Annotated in this window: 17 protein-coding genes; 16 read left to right on the forward strand and 1 reads right to left on the reverse strand. The window is 38.2% G+C overall.

Going from position 1 to position 20,318, the window contains the following annotated elements; all coding sequences use genetic code 11:
* Positions 1-335 precede the first annotated feature (335 nt).
* Positions 336-1,715: an L-serine ammonia-lyase gene (locus ACTJJG_RS16450; protein WP_002114276.1), complete on the forward strand. Its 1,380-nt coding sequence runs from the start codon at positions 336-338 to the stop codon at positions 1,713-1,715.
* Positions 1,716-1,758: 43 nt separating this feature from the next.
* On the opposite strand, the gene paaZ is transcribed toward ACTJJG_RS16450, so the two are convergent.
* Complete coding sequence (gene paaZ, locus ACTJJG_RS16455) at positions 1,759-3,861, reverse strand: phenylacetic acid degradation bifunctional protein PaaZ (RefSeq protein WP_032063498.1); 2,103 nt, start codon at positions 3,859-3,861, stop codon at positions 1,759-1,761.
* Between the two features lie 265 nt (positions 3,862-4,126).
* Between paaZ and paaA the strand changes: the two genes are divergently transcribed.
* From paaA to ACTJJG_RS16530, 15 genes are all read left to right on the forward strand, one after another.
* Complete coding sequence (gene paaA / locus ACTJJG_RS16460) at positions 4,127-5,065, forward strand: 1,2-phenylacetyl-CoA epoxidase subunit PaaA (RefSeq protein ID WP_014206395.1); 939 nt, start codon at positions 4,127-4,129, stop codon at positions 5,063-5,065.
* A 32-nt stretch (positions 5,066-5,097) separates the two neighbouring features.
* On the forward strand, positions 5,098-5,388 hold the full coding sequence (paaB, locus tag ACTJJG_RS16465) for a 1,2-phenylacetyl-CoA epoxidase subunit PaaB (RefSeq protein ID WP_032063499.1): 291 nt from the start codon (positions 5,098-5,100) through the stop codon (positions 5,386-5,388).
* Between the two features lie 12 nt (positions 5,389-5,400).
* The gene (gene paaC, locus ACTJJG_RS16470; RefSeq protein ID WP_001016792.1) at positions 5,401-6,156 is read left to right on the forward strand and encodes a 1,2-phenylacetyl-CoA epoxidase subunit PaaC; all 756 of its coding nucleotides are present in this window, start codon (positions 5,401-5,403) and stop codon (positions 6,154-6,156) included.
* Between the two features lie 16 nt (positions 6,157-6,172).
* Positions 6,173-6,673 (forward strand): 1,2-phenylacetyl-CoA epoxidase subunit PaaD, encoded by a 501-nt coding sequence (gene paaD, locus ACTJJG_RS16475; RefSeq protein ID WP_001177938.1) that lies wholly within the window; start codon positions 6,173-6,175, stop codon positions 6,671-6,673.
* 23 nt (positions 6,674-6,696) lie between these two features.
* Positions 6,697-7,758 carry a 1,2-phenylacetyl-CoA epoxidase subunit PaaE gene (paaE, locus tag ACTJJG_RS16480; RefSeq protein WP_032063500.1) on the forward strand — a complete coding sequence of 354 codons (1,062 nt, stop codon included), beginning with the start codon at positions 6,697-6,699 and terminating at the stop codon, positions 7,756-7,758.
* A gap of 8 nt (positions 7,759-7,766) precedes the next feature.
* Complete coding sequence (locus ACTJJG_RS16485; protein WP_032063501.1) at positions 7,767-8,540, forward strand: enoyl-CoA hydratase-related protein; 774 nt, start codon at positions 7,767-7,769, stop codon at positions 8,538-8,540.
* A complete protein-coding gene (gene paaG, locus ACTJJG_RS16490) occupies positions 8,540-9,331 on the forward strand; it encodes a 2-(1,2-epoxy-1,2-dihydrophenyl)acetyl-CoA isomerase PaaG (RefSeq protein ID WP_000386291.1) in 792 nt (263 codons plus the stop codon). The genes ACTJJG_RS16485 and paaG overlap by 1 nt, the downstream gene beginning before the upstream one ends.
* A gap of 2 nt (positions 9,332-9,333) precedes the next feature.
* On the forward strand, positions 9,334-10,872 hold the full coding sequence (locus ACTJJG_RS16495) for a 3-hydroxyacyl-CoA dehydrogenase (RefSeq protein ID WP_440608982.1): 1,539 nt from the start codon (positions 9,334-9,336) through the stop codon (positions 10,870-10,872).
* Between the two features lie 12 nt (positions 10,873-10,884).
* Positions 10,885-12,093, forward strand: coding sequence for a 3-oxoadipyl-CoA thiolase (gene pcaF / locus ACTJJG_RS16500; protein ID WP_005303787.1), 1,209 nt, complete (start codon positions 10,885-10,887; stop codon positions 12,091-12,093).
* Between the two features lie 40 nt (positions 12,094-12,133).
* Entirely contained in the window at positions 12,134-13,423 is a 1,290-nt protein-coding gene (gene paaK / locus ACTJJG_RS16505; RefSeq protein WP_167563799.1) for a phenylacetate--CoA ligase PaaK, read from the forward strand.
* 53 nt (positions 13,424-13,476) lie between these two features.
* A complete protein-coding gene (paaX, locus tag ACTJJG_RS16510) occupies positions 13,477-14,442 on the forward strand; it encodes a phenylacetic acid degradation operon negative regulatory protein PaaX (RefSeq protein ID WP_000062822.1) in 966 nt (321 codons plus the stop codon).
* Entirely contained in the window at positions 14,429-15,034 is a 606-nt protein-coding gene (locus ACTJJG_RS16515; RefSeq protein ID WP_440608983.1) for a DapH/DapD/GlmU-related protein, read from the forward strand. Before paaX ends, ACTJJG_RS16515 begins: the two co-directional genes overlap by 14 nt.
* 75 nt (positions 15,035-15,109) lie before the next feature.
* Positions 15,110-15,493 (forward strand): PaaI family thioesterase, encoded by a 384-nt coding sequence (locus ACTJJG_RS16520; protein WP_249498109.1) that lies wholly within the window; start codon positions 15,110-15,112, stop codon positions 15,491-15,493.
* A 420-nt stretch (positions 15,494-15,913) separates the two neighbouring features.
* On the forward strand, positions 15,914-17,884 hold the full coding sequence (locus ACTJJG_RS16525; protein WP_440608984.1) for an ATP-dependent nuclease: 1,971 nt from the start codon (positions 15,914-15,916) through the stop codon (positions 17,882-17,884).
* Positions 17,869-19,962, forward strand: a complete 2,094-nt coding sequence (locus ACTJJG_RS16530; protein ID WP_440608985.1) for a UvrD-helicase domain-containing protein — start codon at positions 17,869-17,871, stop codon at positions 19,960-19,962. Before ACTJJG_RS16525 ends, ACTJJG_RS16530 begins: the two co-directional genes overlap by 16 nt.
* Positions 19,963-20,318 lie beyond the last annotated feature (356 nt).

Below are 20,318 nucleotides of genomic sequence, written 5' to 3' on the forward strand. Positions count from 1 at the left end.
GTTGTATCAAACCATGTAAAGCACTTTACCAGCAAAAATGAATAAAAATAGGGAGGTGCGACTAATGGCTAATATTTGTAGTTTTTTATTTGTACAACTTCCTGTACTTGTTTTAAGGAAGGGGGCGCTAATACATTTATATTTGTTAATAAAAACTACAAAAGTTATGGCTGTGAACAAAGTTATTTATAGTGATTGTTCAACCGTTGTCTTTTTGTGCTACTGCCGAAGAGTTATTCGTGATTTGTACTTGGCTTAATGATAATTTTAGAGCTATCCGAAAGGACAAAATAATGACGAACATACGAATAATAATGAATCGAAGGTAGGACCACGTGTTTATTAGTGTATTTGATCTTTTTAAAATTGGCATCGGCCCATCTAGCTCCCATACAGTTGGACCAATGCGTGCGGCATACAGTTTTGTGGAAGATTTATTGAAGCAAAACGATTTACAAGCCACGGTTAGAGTTCAGGTGAAGTTATACGGTTCGCTGTCGGCAACTGGTGTTGGTCATGCGACAGATAAGGCTGTTCTGTTAGGTTTAATGGGTTTTGACCCTGAACATATTGATACTCAAGTAAGTACAAGCTTGATTGAAGATGTTCTTGAAAATAAAGCCATCCAGCTTAATCAGCAAAAGAGTATTTCTTTTGACTATAAGCATGATGTGCTTTTTTTAGATGAATCTTTGCCTTATCACCCCAATGCAATGGAACTGATTGCGTATAACGGGGCTCAAGAAATTTTATATACAGAAACTTACTATTCGGTTGGTGGTGGCTTTATTGTCAGTGAAAGACAATTAACACATACCCAAACTGAAACCAACGACGTTAAAGTTCCATATCCATTTCACAGTGCGGCTGAACTTTTAAGCTTATGTAGAACTCATCATTTATCAGTGAGCGAGTTAATGCTTGAAAATGAAAAAAGCTGGCGGAGTGAAGCTGAGATTCGTAGCAAGATTATGGAAATCTGGAAAGTGATGCAGCAATGTATTCACAACGGATTAATTAATGAAGGCATATTACCTGGCGGATTAAACGTAAAACGTCGGGCTAAAAAAATTCACGATAAGTTATTAAATAAGAAAAACTCAAACTTGATTGTGACGACTTTTCATGCGATGGAATGGGTCAATTTATTTGCCTTAGCGGTAAATGAAGAAAATGCTGCTGGCGGTCGAGTAGTGACGGCACCTACAAATGGGGCCGCAGGAATTATTCCGGCAGTTTTATATTACTACGTGACTTTCTCTAAAGACTTTTCCGAAGATAAAGTGGTTCGTTTCTTTTTAAGTGCGGCAGCCGTTGGCATTTTATGTAAACTCAATGCTTCTATTTCTGGTGCAGAAGTAGGGTGTCAGGGAGAAGTCGGCTCGGCATGTGCAATGGCTTCGGCAGGTTTAGCCGAAATCTTAGGTGCCTCACCTGAGCAAGTGGAGCATGCGGCTGAAATTGGGCTTGAACATAATTTAGGGTTAACGTGTGACCCGATTGGTGGTTTGGTTCAGGTGCCTTGCATTGAGCGAAATGCAATTGCAGCCGTAAAAGCCATTAACGCAGCTCAAATGGCGCTTCATGATGACGATGAACACTTTGTCACCCTAGATAAAGTGATCCAGACTATGAAAGAAACAGGCAAAGATATGTCTGAGAAATATAAAGAGACTTCAAAAGGTGGTCTCGCTGTTAACGCCATTGAGTGCTAAAAAAATGAGATGGGGACGAGGTGACCCCATCTCAATTTAAACATTAAGCCTCGCGAGCAACTAAAGTTAAAATGTCGTAAGTTGCGACCAGTTCACTACGTTGGTTTTTGACTTTGATATCCCACACTACAACGCCATGCGCAGGTTGAGACGGGTCTTTTTGTGGTTTAGGTGTTTTCTGTTTACAGGTGAGTTCAACCTGAATCGAGTCACCAATTTTAACCGGTTCAACAAAGCGTAAGTTGTCCATACCGTAATTGGCAATCACAGGGCCTTGTGCTGCATCTACAAATAGACCTGCTGCGGCAGACACAATGAAGTAGCCGTGTGCCACACGTTCACCAAAGAAAGACTCGGCCGCTGCGATTTTGTCAGTATGTGCATAGAAGTAGTCACCGCTTAAACACGCGAAATTGACAATATCAGCTTCAGTGACTGTACGGCGTGCTGTTAATAGTCGTTCACCAATCACTAACTCATCAAAAGACTTTTTAAATGGATGTACGCGGTCTTCGTTAACTTTCGAGCCAGCAGTCCATGAGTGGGTAATTTGCGTTAAACTGTTTGGAGAACCTTGAATTGCAGTGCGTTGCATATAATGTTTAACTGCACGAATACCACCTAACTCTTCACCGCCACCTGCACGACCAGGGCCGCCGTGTACTAAATGTGGAAGTGGTGAACCATGTCCTGTACTTTCTTTTGCTGACTCTGCATCAAGTACATGCACACGGCCATGCCAAGGCGCAATTTTTTGAATAATTTGTTCAATATTCTCATCATTATTTTTAACGACAGAAGCCACTAGGCTACCTTCACCACGTGAAACAAGATCAGCTAGTTCTTCAATATTTTGATATGGCATGAGTGTACATACCGGACCGAAAGCTTCTGTGGTATGAACATTCGTCGCTTGTAAAGGTTGTTCGCACACCAATAAAGTTGGAGCGAAAAAAGCACCTTTTTCAGGATGGTCTGCATTAAATGTAAAGCTATCATTGCCACCAAAAACAATTTTTGCGTCTTTGCTGAGTTCGGCAACCTTTTCTGCAACGTCATGTTTTTGTTTAATACTGGCTAAAGCGCCCATGGTGGTTTCTTCTTTTTGAGGGTCACCCACCACAACTTTAGCAAGTTTGGCAGTTAGCTTCTCTTGCACAGTCGCTAACAAATTTTCAGGAACGAAAGCGCGACGAATCGCAGTACATTTTTGACCTGCTTTTGTAGTCATTTCACGGAAGACTTCACGCACAAATAAATCGACAGTTTCTTCATTTGCATCAGGGCTTAAAATTGCGCTGTTTACCGAGTCGGCTTCCATGCTAAATGGAATCGAATATTTATTGAGGTGAGGGTGGTTACGTAGTTTTTGGCCTGTGTAGGCAGAACCTGTAAAAGTCACGCAGTCTTGTGGGCCTAAGTGGTCGAACAAGTCATAAGTCTGACCACAAATGAGTTGTAGCGAGCCTTTTGGTAATACATGTGCTTCTTCAATGGCTTTTACAACAGCTTGAGTTAATTGAGAGCCATCGGTTGCAGGTTTTACAATACATGGCACACCTGCAAGTAGCGTCGGTGCAATTTTTTCAAGCATTCCCCAAATTGGGAAGTTAAATGCGTTGATGTGAACGGCAACACCTGCTTTTGGGCTTAAAATGTGTTTAGCGCCGAAAGTTCCATTTTTAGATAATTGAATCCAGTTGTCTTCGGTAATAATTTTTTCGTCATTGAGTTCACGACGAACCAGACTCGAATAAGCAAATAATGTCTGGATGCCACCTTCAATATCAATCCATGCATCTTTACGAGTCGCACCTGTTGCATAAGCAAGTTTGTAGAAGTCTTCCTTACGCTCAAGTAAATGTTGGGCAATTTGTTTTAACGCATTGGCACGTTGGTGAAACGTCCAGTTAGCCAGTTCTGAACCATTTTGTTTCGCATATTGAACAACACGTTTCATATCTATGCCATGACTACTTACGGCATAAATCGCTTCACCTGTAATGGCATTGTAAACAGGGCGTAGTTCTTCACCCGTCGAATGCCATGTTCCATAGACATAAGAAGCAAGATGAGGCAGTTGATGCTCAGACTGCTGAAAATCTGTGTCAGTTGAGGTTCCTTCTAGGTGTGCTTGTTCAAGCATGACCAAACTCCTTTTTTATGTGATACATCAATTATAAAAATCGTGAAAATATGATTCATAATTTCAGATTAATTTGTCTAAAAGTCAACTTTATTTTGATTTGTAAACGTAAAAAGATTTTTTGTTTTTAATTAATATTTATTAATTTCAAATATTTAATTCTTATTTGTTAGCTGGATTTAATTTGATACTAAAAAAGTGATTGACTTTGTTTTTAGTGTATCGAAAAATAGATTCAAGGGTGATACCTACAGGGAATGAAAGAATGGAAAACAATTACCAGAAATTTGAACAAAATATTGCCAATGAAATTACGATCGAGGCTAAGGATCAAATGCCCGATGCCTACCGCAAAACATTAATTCGTCAAATTGGACAACATGGCCATTCTGAAATTGTAGGTATGTTGCCTGAAGGAAACTGGATTACTCGTGCGCCGACTTTAAAACGTAAAGCGGTTTTGCTTGCGAAAGTACAAGATGAAGCGGGTCATGGTTTGTATTTATATAGCGCGGCAGAAACTTTAGGTGCTGACCGTGATGACATGATGGAAAAATTAATTGATGGGAAAATGAAATACTCATCAATCTTTAACTATCCAACTTTGACTTGGGCAGATGTCGCTGCAATTGGCTGGCTTGTCGATGGGGCAGCCATTGTGAACCAAGTTGCGCTTTGCCGTACTTCATATGGGCCATATGCACGTGCGATGGTACGCATTTGTAAAGAAGAAAGTTTCCACCAACGCCAAGGTTTTGAAGCCATGATGGCTTTGGCAAACGGTACGCCAGAACAAAAACAGATGGCACAAGATGCGGTAAATCGCTATTGGTGGCCAGCACTGATGATGTTTGGTCCAAGTGATGAGCATTCTCCAAACAGCGCACAAAGCATGGCGTGGAAAATCAAACGCTTTAGTAACGATGAATTACGTCAAAAGTTTGTTGATAACACCGTACCACAAGTGTTGCAACTTGGCTTGGAAGTACCAGACCCAGATTTAAAGTTTAATGAAGAAACAGGCCACTATGAGTTTGGCGAGATTGACTGGCACGAATTTAATGAAGTGATTGCCGGACGTGGACCATGTAATCACGAGCGTATCGAAGCACGCCGTAAAGCATGGGAAAACGGCAAATGGGTTCGTGATGCAGCAGTGGTCTACGCGAAAAAACAGCAGCTTGAAGCGAACAAAGTGGCTTAACAAGATTTATGGAAAAATTTGAGGAAATCAAAATGGAAGATAAAAACAACTGGTCGCTCTACGAAGTATTTGTACGTAGTAAACAAGGCTTAAGCCACCGTCATGTAGGCAGCTTAAGAGCACCTGATGATGAAATCGCATTGCAACATGCTCGTGATGTTTATACGCGCCGTAATGAAGGAATTAGCATTTGGGTGGTTCGTTCAGAACTGATTAAGTCATCACAACCAGATGAAAAAGCTGAATTTTTCGATCCTTCTCTAGACAAGATTTATCGTCATCCGACTTTTTACCATATCCCAGATGGCATTGAGCACATGTAAGGGGAATGGCAAATGAATCATTCAGTTTTATCTAAATTCTTATTACATATTGGCGACAGCCAACTGGTTTTATCTCAGCGTTTGGCTGAATGGTGCGGGCATGCACCTGAGCTAGAAATTGATATTGCCTTAGCAAATATCGGCTTGGACTTGTTAGGTCAAGCAAGAAACTTTCTGACTTTGGCTGGTCAATATGATGAAGCTAAGCGTGATGAAGACCAACTTGCGTATTTCCGTACAGAACGTGAGTTTTTAAACCTATTGTTGTGTGAACAACCCAATGGTGACTTTGCACAAACGATTGTACGCCAGTGGTTGATGGACCATTACCATCTTCATTTATTTACGGCTTTAGCGCAAAGCTCACTTCCCGAATTAAGCGCCCTTGCTGTGAAATCTTTAAAAGAAGTGAAGTATCACATCCGCTTTTCGACAAGCTGGATGGAACGTTTAAGTTTAAGCACAGATGAAGCACATCAACGTGTACAAGATGGATTAAATAATTTATGGCGCTTTACCGCTGAATTATTTGAATTGAGTGCAGACGAAAAAGCATTAGTTGCAGAAGGCGTGATTCCAGATTTTTCAAATGAAAAAGAACAATGGAACCAAACCATTGCAGATGAGCTTAAGCGTTTTGAATTAAATGTTGCTGTAAACGGTGCTTATCGCCGTGGTGCGAAACAAGGATTACATACCGAGCATTTAGGTTATTTGTTGGCTGAAATGCAATGTATTCAAAGAACTTATCCGGGAATGACCTGGTAAGACAAGGAGGTGAGCCATGCAAATGATTCGTCATTGCATCGACCAATGTTGGGATGTTCTACAAACGGTAAGTGACCCTGAAATTCCGGTTTTATCGGTTGTCGATTTAGGCATGATCCGCGGTGTAGAGATTAACGATCAACAAGAAATTATTGTTCGTCTAACTCCGACATATAGCGGATGCCCAGCAACAGATATGCTCAAAGCACAAATTGTTGAGGCATTTACCGCAGAAGCTTTGACACCGGTCAAAGTCATGGTCGATTTGTCAGAAGCATGGACCACGGACTGGATGTCTGAAGCAGGGAAAAAGAAACTACAAGTTTATGGCATTGCACCACCTGAAGGGTTGGCGCATCAGTGCGGAACTCACGTTCATTTAAATGATGGTGTCGAGTGCCCACGTTGTAAAAGCCGACATACCCGACTGTTAACAGAGTTTAGTTCTACCGCCTGTAAAGCACTTTATAAATGTCAGGACTGTCTTGAGCCTTTTGATTACTTCAAATGTATTTAAGTCTTTAGATAAGGAAATCAGCCATGAGCCAATTTGTACCATTAAAAGTAAAAAGTATTACGCCTCAAACCGATCAGGCAATTTGTATTGCATTTGACGTTGTACCTGAACAACAAGAACAATTTCAATTTCAACCAGGTCAACACTTAACCATTCGCCATTTAACCGAAGCTGGTGAAATCCGCCGTTGTTATTCAATTTGTAGTTATGCGGGCAAAGAAGACATCAGCATTGCGGTTAAAAAAATTGATCAAGGGCAATTTTCAAACTGGGCAAATGACCATTTGAAAGTGGGCGATGTACTTGAAGTCATGCCACCACAAGGTGTGTTTTTTCAAAAAGCAGCCAAGATCGGCGGACAAAACTACTTGGGTGTTGCTGCAGGGAGTGGCATTACCCCAATTTTATCGATTGTTAAGCAAGTCTTGTTTGAACAACCTGAAGCTAAATTTACCTTGCTCTATGGCAATCGCTCTTGGAAACAAACCATGTTTGCCGAGCAAATTATGGATTTGAAAGATCAGTTTAAAGAACGATTTCAACTCATCAATATCTTTTCTCGTGAGTTCAATGATAGCGAACTCATGAACGGTCGTATTGATGCAGAAAAGTTAAAACAGCTTTTTGATTTTGAAGTGCTTGAAACAAACTTTGACCATGTTTTTGCCTGCGGCCCAGACGAAATGATGAATGCTGTAGAAAGCACTTTGCCGAACTTTGGTATTGCCAAAGAGCGCATTCACACTGAACGTTTCCATACAGGACAAGCGCGTAAACGTAGTGTCGAAGCGGACGCAAATCGTAAAGAAGAAAAAGTAAACATCATTTTAGATGGTCGTGAGTTGATTGTTTCTGTGGCTCAAGATGATGAAAGTATTCTTGATGCGGCTTTACGTGCTGGTGCCGACTTACCGTATGCATGTAAAGGTGGGGTGTGTGCGACCTGTCGTTGTAAGGTGCTTTCTGGCGAAGTCGATATGTTCCTTAACTATAGTCTTGAAGAAGATGAAGTTGAAAAGGGCTATGTGCTGAGCTGTCAAACCTTGCCGAAAGGCCCAAATGTTCGCTTGAGTTTTGATGAATAGAGGCTGTCATGCAAGAGTTGATCAAAGCCAGTACAGCTGCTGACGGTGTTTTGTTATTAACCTTAAACCGTCCAGAAAAAAGAAATGCCTTAAACAATGCAACATTGCAGTGTTTGTGCGAGTTGCTCGAAGAAGCTGAACATAATGCTCAAGTCAAAGCAGTGGTTTTAACAGGTAACTCACAATGTTTTGCTGCTGGAGCAGATCTTAGCGAGCTGGCTGCAATGGACGCCGTGACTTTACAACTCGATATTCGTCCGAAGCTTTGGCAAAAAATTGATGCGTTTAGTAAGCCACTGATTAGTGCAGTCAATGGTTATGCCTTAGGCGCTGGGTTCGAGTTGGTTTTGCATTCAGATATGGTGATTTGCGGTGAAAATGCCCGTTTTGCATTACCTGAAATTGGCCTTGGCATGTTGCCGGGTGCAGGCGGAACACAGCGTTTAGCACGCTTGGTTGGGCAACAACTCACCATGCGCTGGGCCATGACAGGTGAGATGATTTCGGCAAAACAGGCAGAGCAACACGGCATTTGCAGCCAAGTGGTGCCGGCTGAATTAACCGTCGAATATGCGGTTCAACTGGCAGCCAAAATTGCCAAACAAGCACCTCTAGCGATTCGCGTGATTAAACAATCAATTAAAAGTATTCATGAAACAACGTTAAGTCAGGGACTCAAGTTTGAACGTCAAAACTTTGTCTGGCTGGCGGCTACAAAAGATCGAAACGAAGGGATTAATGCTTTCTTTGAGAAAAGAAAGCCAGTGTTTAGAGGTGAGTGATGGACTATCAAAATATTATTGCTGAAGAAAAAAATGGTGTTGGCTACCTGACATTTAACCGCCCAAAAGCACTGAATAGCTTTAACGTTGATATGCACCGTGAAGTGGCTGAGGTTTTAAACCTGTGGACCAAAAATCCGGATGTTCGCTGCGTCGTAATTAGTGGTGAAGGCCGCGGCTTCTGTGCAGGACAAGATTTAGGTGATCGTGTAGTAGACCCAAATGCTGAAGCTCCAGATTTAGGATATTCCATTGAAACTTACTATAACCCGCTCATTAAAACGATTGTAAATATGCCAAAGCCTGTGATTTGCGCGGTAAATGGTGTGGCAGCAGGTGCAGGGGCAAATATTGCACTGGCGTGTGACTTGGTGATTGCAGCTAAATCGGCAAACTTTGTACAAGCCTTTTGCCGCTTAGGTTTGGTTCCAGACTCTGCGGGTACATGGTTTTTACCACGTGCTGTAGGCCATGCGCGTGCTATGGGATTGGCTTTGTTAGGTGACAAGCTCCCAGCAGAAACCGCAAAAGAATGGGGCATGATTTGGGATGTTGTAGAAGACGCCGAGCTTAAAACAAAAGTGACTGAACTCGCTGAACGTTTAGCGAAACAGCCTACATTTGGTCTGTCTCTCATTAAAAAAGCCATTCATCAATCAAGCAACAACACCTTTGATGAGCAAATGCTGTTAGAGCGAGATTTACAACGTATTGCGGGTCGTTCCGAAGATTATCGTGAAGGGGTACAAGCCTTTATGAATAAACGTGAACCAAATTTTAAAGGGCGTTAAGCATGACAGATTTAGACTTATCTCGTGCCCGAATTGCCGTTATTGGTTCTGGCACCATGGGCATCGGTATTGCCCAGTTAGCGATCGTTAATGGGCACTCGACCGTTTTATATGATCTGGACGCTCAAAAAGCGCAACAAGCCGTTCAGGGCTTAGGGCAGACATTTAAAAAGTTGGTTGAAAAGAGCAAGCTCACACAACAGCAAGCTGATGAAGCTTTAGCGCGTTTAACTGTGGTGAATCAAATTGAAGCGCTGCGTGATGCTGACTTAGTCATTGAAGCAGTCGTTGAGAAAAAAGAAGTTAAACAGTCTTTATTTAAGCAACTTGCTGAAATTTGTAGTGCGCAAACCATTTTTGCAAGTAACACATCTTCAATTTCAGTGACTGCAATTTCGGCGGGTATTGCTCACCCTGAGCGCGTGGTAGGTTTACACTTTTTTAACCCTGCGCCAGTCATGAAACTGGTTGAAATTGTACAAGGCTTAAAAACACCAAACAGCTTATGTTTGGCTCTAAAAAATTTGATGTTGAATTGGAAAAAAATTCCAGTACTCACCAAGTCGACTCCCGGTTTTATTGTTAACAGAATTGCACGGCCGTTTTATGCAGAAGGCTTTAGAGCACTGCAAGAACAAGTCACCAGCTATGACCAGCTAGATTATGCCTTAAAGCAATGTGGCGGTTTTGCGATGGGGCCTTGTGAACTCACCGACCTCATTGGGCAAGATGTTAACTTTTCGGTAACCCAAAGCGTTTACCAAGAGTTTTTTTACGAACCACGCTACCGTCCAAGCCTCATTCAAAAAGAATTGGTCGATGCAGGTGCTTGGGGGCGTAAGTCAAAACAGGGTTTCTATAGTTATAACGAAAAAAATCAGTACGAGACATTTCAGCCTCAAGCTGTGGTTGCCAAGCCTGTCGATGCCCATATTCAGCTAAAAGGGACTTGGTCTCAGCTACCTGCTTTTTTAACGCGTTTAGGTTTAAAAGGCGGATCGGCGAGCGACGACAATATCCTTCAAATTGATGATATCGACTTACGTTTAAGCCAAGGTGAGTCAGCCAATATTCATTACCTGAGCCGTAAAGTGGTTTTAATGGATTGGCATCATGATTTTGAGCACGCAGAGGCTTTAGTACTCAGTCATAACGAACTTTGTGAAGCAAGTGATCTGGCTAAAGTTGAAGCTTACTTTGCGCAATTTGGCATGAACGTCATGTGGATTAAGGACCATCCAGCACTGTTAACCTTACGCACCATTGCTTTACTCATTAATGAAGCCTGCGAAGCAAGCTTACATGGTGTTGCGAGTCTGGAAGATATTGATAATGCCATGAAATATGGAGTGAATTATCCTAAGGGTCCTTACCAATGGTTGACACAAATGGGCGGCGCTTATGTGCTCCAAACTTTAAATAACTTATATGCACTGTATGGAGAGGAAAAATATCGCGCGAGTATCTACCTCAAGCAATATGTAGCGAAAACTCAAAACATTGCTACTCAATATTCACGTGATATGACCGAATTTGCATAATCAGGAGTCAACATGGAAGACGTTTTAATTTGCGATTTTATTCGTACCCCAATTGGACGATATGCAGGTGCCCTAAGTGCTGTGCGTGCAGATGATTTAGCTGCATTGCCCATCAAATATTTAAAAGATAAACACCCGAACTTACCGTGGAATACGGTAGACGAAGTGTTTTTAGGATGTGCTAACCAAGCAGGTGAAGATAACCGTAACGTTGCACGTATGGCAACACTCTTGGCGGGCTTACCTGATACAGTACCTGCTATGACTGTTAATCGCTTGTGTGCATCAGGTTTAGATGCGGTAGGACTTGCGGCACGCTCAATTAAAGCAGGTGAAGCGCAGTTCGTGTTGGCAGGTGGTGTAGAGTCGATGAGCCGTGCGCCATTTGTACAAGCTAAACCGACCGAAGCGTTTAGCCGTACACCTGAAATTTATGACACCACCATTGGCTGGCGCTTTGTAAATAAGCAACTTAAAGCGCAATACGGCACCGACAGCATGCCGGAAACTGCGGAAAATGTAGCTGAAAAATATCAGATTAGTCGTGAAGACCAAGATGCGTTTGCCTTGCGTAGCCAACAAAAAACCGCTGCGGCACAACAAAACGGTTTCTTTAACGATGAGATTTTGCCTGTCGAGATTGTAGACCGTAAGAAAAATGTGAATGTGGTGAATCGCGATGAACATCCGCGTGAAACGACACTTGAAGCACTCGCAAAACTAAAAGCGCCATTTAAAAAAGAAGGCGGTTCGGTGACTGCTGGAAATGCCTCTGGTGTAAATGATGGTGCCGCGTGTGTATTAATTACCAATCGTGAATTTGCAGATACACATGGTTTAAAACCATTAGCACGCGTGATTGGTATTGCAAGTGCAGGGGTTGAACCCAAATATATGGGTATAGGTCCTGTTCCGGCTGTGCAGAAAATTTTAAAGCAAACAGGTTTAACGCTAGATCAGATGGATGTGATTGAGTTGAATGAAGCATTCGCGGCCCAATCTTTGGCTTGTATGCGTGAACTTGGTCTAAAAGATGACGATGAACGTGTTAACCCAAATGGTGGTGCTATTGCGTTAGGCCATCCGCTCGGTATGAGTGGTACACGTTTAGTGATTACGGCAACACGTGAGCTAAAAAAACGAGGTGGGCGTTATGCACTTTGCACAATGTGTGTAGGTGTTGGACAAGGCGTCGCACTGATTTTGGAAAACTTAAATTAATTCAGACGGTTTTTAAAATTACATAATGAGGAGAGAGGCGATGGACAGCCTTACAATGGATAATGTTGAGCAATTAACACTTGCAGAGCTTCGAGAGCTGCAAACTAAACGGTTAAAGCAAACCCTGACTTTTGTATATGAAAATAGTCCGGTCTATAAGAAAAAGTTCGATGATGCAGGTGTGCATCCTGATGACTTCGTGACTTTAGACGATTTGGCAAAGTTTCCATTTACCACCAAACAGGATTTAAGAGACAACTATCCGTTTGGAATGTTTGCCGTACCGCAAGAGCAAATTGTGCGTTTACATGCATCATCGGGCACAACGGGTAAACCGACCGTGGTGGGTTATACCCAAAAAGATATTAATACTTGGTCGGACATTGTTGCGCGTTGCTTACGCATGGCAGGTTTAACCGCTAAAGATATGGTTCAGGTGGCTTATGGCTATGGACTATTTACAGGTGGTTTAGGTGCACATTATGGCGCTGAGCGCTTAGGTGCAACGGTTATTCCGATGTCTGGCGGCCAAACTGAAAAGCAAGTTCAGCTCATTCAGGACTTTAAACCTACTGCAATTATGGTTACGCCATCCTATTGCGTGAGCATTATTGAAAAGCTCGAGCAACAATTTGGTACTGCACGTAATACGTCTTTAAAAGTCGGTATTTTTGGTGCCGAGCCTTGGACCAATGAACTTCGCCGTGAAATTGAAGAACGCCTCAATATTAAAGCACTCGATATTTATGGGTTGTCTGAGGTGATGGGTCCGGGCGTTGCCATGCAATGTCTAGGTGAGGGCGAGGGATTAACCATTTGGGAAGATCATTTCTACCCTGAAATTATTAACCCTGAAACAGGTGAAGTCTGTAAAGATGGTGAACTTGGCGAGCTAGTCTTTACGACTATTACTAAAGAAGGCTTACCGATTATTCGTTACCGTACCCGTGATTTGACCCGTTTACTGGCGGGAGAAAATCTGGCAATGCGCAAAATGGATAAAATTGTGGGCCGCAGTGACGACATGCTAATTATTCGCGGCGTAAACGTTTTCCCGACTCAAATTGAAGAGCAAATTTTGCAAGTTCCGCATTTAGTTCCAAATTATGAAATTTTGGTGACTAAAAAAGGCCATATGGATACTTTGCATATTCGTACAGAGATGTGTCATAACTGTACTATACAGGCCAATCAACTTGCTCAGGAGTTGATGAAACGCATTAAAACCATGATTGGGATTAGCGTTACTGTAGAAGTTGTGACAGAAGCAACCTTACCTCGTTCGGAAGGTAAGGCAAAGCGGGTAATCGATATGCGTCAGATTGCTTAACATCAAGATCATTCAGGGTATAGAATCTATACCCTGAAACTAAACGCCAAGACATGAGTATGAGTGCAAAAATACAGCAAATAATTGATTCTGTTGTAAAGAATGAAACCTTAAGTGGAACTTCGCTTATTTCGACAATTTTTGGAGATTCAGTACTTCATCGGGGTGGAAACATTAGTCTTGCAAGCCTGATTCAGTTATTAGAGCTATTTGGTTTTAATGACCGCGCTGTAAGAACCTCTGTTTTTCGTTTAGTTAAAAATGATTGGTTATGTTCAGACAAAATTGGCAGAACCAGTTTTTATCGCATTACCGATTCAAGCCGTTCGACTTATTTGCAGGCCGAGCAACGTATTTATAACGACCAGATGAAAGAGTGGGACCATTATTGGGATCTTATTCTGATGTCTAGCCTCGACACTGAAAATAAAGCGTTGTTAAAGAAAGAACTCGAATGGTTAGGGTTTGCCAATATTTCGACAAACTTAATGGCTTATCCGGGTTGTAACCGTATTGAACTGCAACGCTTATTGGTTGACTTAAATATGAGTGAGCAAGTGGTGGTGTTTAAAGCCGAAACATTGCAGCTCTTTAATAATTCGGTCGATACCATTGGCCGTATGCTCAGAACCAACTGGCCCATCGATGAATTACGCCAAAGATATTTACAGTTTCTCGATATTTTTAGAGAAATTGGCGTGTTGCTGATGCAGGAAAACGAACAACTCGAACCAGTTCAGGCCTTTCAAATTCGAACTTTGCTGATTCATTATTATCGACGGATTTTGTTGAAAGACCCAGCACTACCGCTTGAATTGTTGCCAACTGACTGGCCCGCGATTAGTGCACGAACGTTATCAATGAATATTTATAAAAAAGTATTTGAACCTGCCGATGAATACTTCTTGTCTGTTGCCGCAACAGCAGAAGGACCAATGCCAAATGCCACAGCACATTATTGGCGCCGTTTCGGAGGTTTGGTGGCGACAAATGAGAGGTTAAATCATGCCTTGTTATAGTATTGACGGTGTTATTCCAGTCGTTAGCCCAGAGGCTTTTGTACACCCAACGGCTGTTTTAATTGGTGATGTGATTATTGAAGCGGGCGTATATGTAGGGCCATTTGCTTCATTGCGTGCCGATTTTGGCCGTATTCATATTAAGCAAAATGCCAATATACAAGATAGCTGCACCATACATGGTTTTCCGCAAAGCGTGACTTTAGTTGAGGAAATGGGCCACATTGGGCATGGGGCAATTTTGCACGGTTGCCGCATTGGAAAAAATGTTTTGGTTGGCATGAACAGCGTGATTTTGGACTATGCCGAAATTGGTGAAAACACTATTATTGGTGCAAATAGTCTGGTTAAAACCAAAGACATTATTCCGGCAAATGTATTGGCAATGGGTAGTCCTGCCAAGGTAGCACGTGATTTATCAGAACAAGAAAAAAAGTGGAAAACCCGTGGTACGCAAGAATACATTGAACTTGCACAGCGATGCTTAAACTCAATGCAAGAAGTTCAGCCTTTAAGCTCAGAGTTGGATGACCGCCTGACCTATAAGGACTTTAGTTCTTCAAACTATCAGATTAAACAAGATAGCGTTTAAAGGCTATTCATAAGCCGATTTCAATACATATAGGTTTAATACTTAAGGAATACTCGCACGAGTAGGGAGACGTTTGTGCAAAAAATGGAAACTACTGCGGTTGATCAATTTGCAGAACTATTGGGTGTGCAAGTGCTGCATCGCAGTTTTGATGAAGCGCGTTGTCAGCTTAATGTAAAAGATGAACACATGAATGCCTTGGGCGGCGTGCATGGTGGTGTCATATTTTCTTTAGCCGATATTGCGTTTGCGATGGCTTGTAATGCAGGGGATGCGCCATATACTGGCCTACAGGCGGATATTCGCTATATGAGCGGGGCGAAAGATAGGCTGCTATTTGCAATGGCAACCAAAGTCAGTAGTAGTAAAAAATTCGCCCATTATGAAGTAGTGATAACAGACGGTTTGAATAATAGAGTCGCGTTATTTACATCTACGTGTTATAGGCTTGCGCCGTGATAGGTGGTTAGTTTTGAATAGAGTGCTTGGGGGTATGCCATTTTTACTTAAAGTAATTGAAACATGTAAAAGGAACTTTCCTTATTTTTATATTTGTTTCTTTCCATAACTTTAAATATTATATAGAAGACTGGCTAGAGTTAGCATAGCAATTGTTAAATACAAACTAGATAGCCAAATTGGAAAGTTTTATCATTAAGCTGCTTTGATTTAAGCTACTTTCTAACAAAATGTAAAATGATACTAAAAAAGTAAAGAATAATTTTATACTTGACAGTAAGCAATATTTTATTAAAAAACTTAATAATTTAGAGTAGTTGCTTGAAATAATTTATATAATATTATAATTTAATTAATGTTAATTCTTGTAAAGAAATAAAACAATCAGTACTAACTTAAAAGGCTTCAACGGTAGATGTAATGCATATAAGTTCAATAAAAGTAAAAAATTTTAGAGCAATTAAAGATGCTGAATTAAAACTAGATCCTAATCAGAAACAGGATTTAACTTTAATTGTGGGAAAGAATAATAGTGGAAAAACCTCATTTATTATGGTTTTTGATAAATTCTTTAAGAAGGAGGATAATTTTAATTTTCACGACTTTTCAACGCATCTTAGAGAAAAAATTTATAAAATTGAGAGCGAGACTATTGAAGAGGCTATAATTGGTCTATTTTTGGAAATATCATATTCTAAAGATGATAATCTTGAATATTTGTCTGAATTTATTATAGATCTAAATTCTAAAAATAATACTGTAAAGTTATATTTTGAATGTTTAATTGATGAGGAAAGATTGCGAAATGATCTTATCAATATTGATAAGAAGCATAAAAAAAAGTTTATTGAAAAAAATATTACTTCTTACTTAATAAAAAATTTATATATATATGAGAAAGATGAGGATATCGAAAATAATAAACAAAAATTAATAAAAAAAGAAGTTTCAGCAATTAACAGTTTGATTAATTATCAAGTAATTCATGCCAAAAGAAACTTGGCAAGTTCTGAGACAAAGGAAAAATCTAGTCTTCCATTATCAAAATTAAGTACTGAATATTTTAATAAAGAAAATATGTTCAGTGAAAAAGATTTTATTAAGATTAATAATGCCATATTAGAAATGGATGAAAATTTAAATAATTTATATGATACTCATTTTGAAGGTTTTTTTGAAAATGTTAGGGATTTTTTAGGAAGTACGGCTTTAAAAGTATTATCAAATTTAGAGTCTAGACAAATAATGTCTAATAGTTCAAAAGTAGTGCAAATAGATAGTGAAGAAAATTTTTTACCTGAATCATTAAATGGTTTAGGAAATTTAAATATTTTATATCTATTATTGCAAATTGATTTAAAAAAACGCTTTTTTATCCAGGAAGACAGAAGTATTAATTTACTTTTTATTGAAGAGCCAGAAGCCCATACACACCCACAAATGCAATATATATTTTCAAAAAAAATTAAAAAAATAATTGAAAATATCCCTAATTTACAAACCTTTATTTCAACTCATTCATCACATATTGTGTCACAGTGTAATTTTGAGGATATAAGATATTTTCATAATCATAATGGAAATGTGAAAATAAAAAACTTCTATCTAGAATTAGAAGAAAAATATAAGTTGCAAACAGAATTGTTTAAGTTTTTGAAACAATATATTACTCTTTATTCAGCAGAGTTGTTTTTTGCTGAAAAAGTTATATTTATTGAGGGAGTCTCAGAAAAAATACTACTTCCATATTTTATAAAGAATTTTGATGAGAAAAATAAAGGAAAACATGACTATATTCCAATCAGTTCTCAAAATATTACTTATATTGAAGCTGGAGCGAATGCTAAAGCCTTTCAACATCTATTAAATTTCTTCGAAGTTAAATCACTTATTATCACTGATATTGATTCTGTTGAACCAGTAGAAAAAGATGGAAAAATAAATAATGAAGCTTGTGAAGTTAAGAATGGGGTTAGTAGTAGTAATGCAACAATTAATCATTATTTAAATTATAATGAAAATGATCCGGATTGGTTTAATCTTTTGAAAAAAAGAGGTATTAAAATTACTGATAAAAATATTAATCTATTCTACCAAACAGAAGAGAATGGATATCACGCCAGAAGTTTTGAGGATTCATTTATAAGTGTCAATTATGAACTTATAAAAAAACATAAAAAAGATATTTTTGGTTTGAAAAATAAATACAAAATTAATGATAATCCTGAAAATTTTTATGACCTTACAGAGAGTATTATAAAAAGTAAATCAGAATTTGCTTCTTCGCTTTTGTTTTTAGCTCTGGTTAATGGCGACAAAGAAGGTGATGAAAAAATTGAATGGAAAACTCCTAAATATATTTATGAGGCATTAGAATGGATCAATCAATAAAAGCAATTGAAAGCGTTAAAGAGATTATTATAAATAATCAATTTCATAAAGACGGTTTTAGAAATTTTGTATTGCAAGGTGGGGCAGGTAGCGGTAAGACAGAGTCACTTAAGGAAGTTATTGAATTTATTTCTAATAGTTATCCAAATCAAAAGATTGCTTGTATTACACATACAAACATTGCTGTCGATGAGATTAGATCACGTATTAAGAATACTAATCTTTGGGTTTCTACAATTCACTCTTTTTTAAATGAACAAACCAAAAATTTTCAAAAGAATTTACAAGAGGTTTTACCTTATATTTTTTATATAGATAATAGTGATATTAATGATTACGAAGATTATAAAAAAAGATATGAAAAATTATCTAAACTAAGTTATAAGCTTAATAATAGAAGAATGGATAAAGTTGTAGGTAAGAGAGATTATAATGCAGATATAATCAATTACAATAATATTTTACTTGGTGAGATAAAATCCATAAATAGCATGATTCTTGAGGTAATTTCCTCAAAAGATTTTAGAGATATAAAATATAATGAAACTGTATTTGATTCAATAAGTGATGGAACTTTTTCTCACGATTCTCTTATAAAAGTTTCATATTTTCTTGCAGAAAAATATAGCTTATTTTCTAAAATTATAAGTGATAAATTTGACTATATTTTTATTGATGAATACCAAGATACTGATAAAGTTTTAGTTGATTTATTGTTGAAAAAAATTGCAATAAATAAGAAAACTACTATTGGTTTTTTTGGCGACTCAATGCAAGGTATTTATGATGGTATAGGTAGCCTTGATGATTATATTAGAGATTTTAATCTGATTTATATACCTAAAGATGATAATTATAGATGTTCACAGCAAGTAATTGATTTTTTGAATATAATTAGGAATGATGATATTAAACAAAAAGTTGCACTTAAAAAAGGTGAGAGTTTAGATTCACGACAAGGATCGGTTAAGATATATATTAATAAAATTCAAAAAGTTAAGTCTAATGGTCATCAAGAAGATAAAGAAAAATATATTGCTTTAATAAATGACGCAATAAAAAAAGTAAAGGAAAAGAGTGATATTTTAAATCTTAATATCTTGCAGTTAACAAATAAATCTATAGCATCTGAGTTAAAATTTTCAAAATTATTTAAAGTGTTTGAAGATAGATATCTTAACTTGGAGCAGACTCAGATAGAATCTAACTTGAAGAAAATACAAGTTAAAGATGTAGTTGACTTAATTTTTCTATATAAAAACAATAGACATAATGATTTAATATTAAAGCTTAAGAAAAATAATTTAAAAATTAAAAAATTAGATGATAAAATTAATATTATTTCTCGATTAAGTTATATTTGTGATAATGATTTAGGCTTAAATGAAGCTCTTGATTATTGTTATGAAAATAAATTACTTATAAAGTCCCCACAAAGAATCGACTTTGAAAGTCAATCAAAGCGTCATTTTGAGCAATGTGATTCTGATCCTGTATTCAAAGACTTAAAAACTCTTTTAGAAAGAGATAATCTAAATACTTACAATAGAGCTAAGCAACATTGCACATATGATATCGATCAATATGATTATGATGATTTTATGAGTTCTTATAGAAAGATTAAATTTAGTGATTCACTGTTATCAAATAACTTACTTCTGAGTGAGGTTTTAAATTATTTTAATTATATTGAGGAAAATTCAAATTCAGACGAAAAATATTTAACAATGCATAAAACAAAAGGGACAGGTATTGAAAACGTTTTTGTTGTATTAGAAGAATTTTTCTGGAGTAATTATTCATTCAGAAGTATATATGACTCTAGTTACTCTAATTTTAAAGTTAAAGAAAAATCTGAGAAGTTATTTTATGTTGCATGTTCTCGTACCATAAAAAATCTAATGATTTTAATAAACTATGAAACGAATGATGAGCTGGAATTGATACGAGAGAAATTTAGTGGTTTTGAAATTATTGAATTAAATAGCAGTGATACTAATTTATTGATTACTAATCCAGATGTTGAAAACTTTACTTTACCTGCTGCTATAGAAAGTAATATACAAGTAAGTATTTAATAAGAACCCTATTAATTTATAGATTAATAGGGCATATTTTATAGATATTATGTTTTTAACTTCCATTTTGGCTATTTCCTTTATAGCCCCACTTAACAATAACTCCCTCATTATTTAGCCTTACTTTTCTAATGATTTAATTTAAAACAAATGGCATTTTGCGTGCTTGACTGAAATAGGACAGGGCACTATTCTTTGCCTGCTGGCCTACATTGCCAGACGGTCGTCGCGGACCGATTACAACAGCATCAGAATTATTCCTTTCTGAGGGATAATTTTGTGTGAGCATCTCCTCGTCTCCTCCCGTAGCGGTAGGATGATCTGACCCCATAAAGTTGGACAGTTAGTTAAGCAGT

The sequence above is a fragment of the Acinetobacter sp. 22512 genome (assembly GCF_052044755.1).
GTDB lineage: Bacteria > Pseudomonadota > Gammaproteobacteria > Pseudomonadales > Moraxellaceae > Acinetobacter > Acinetobacter pittii.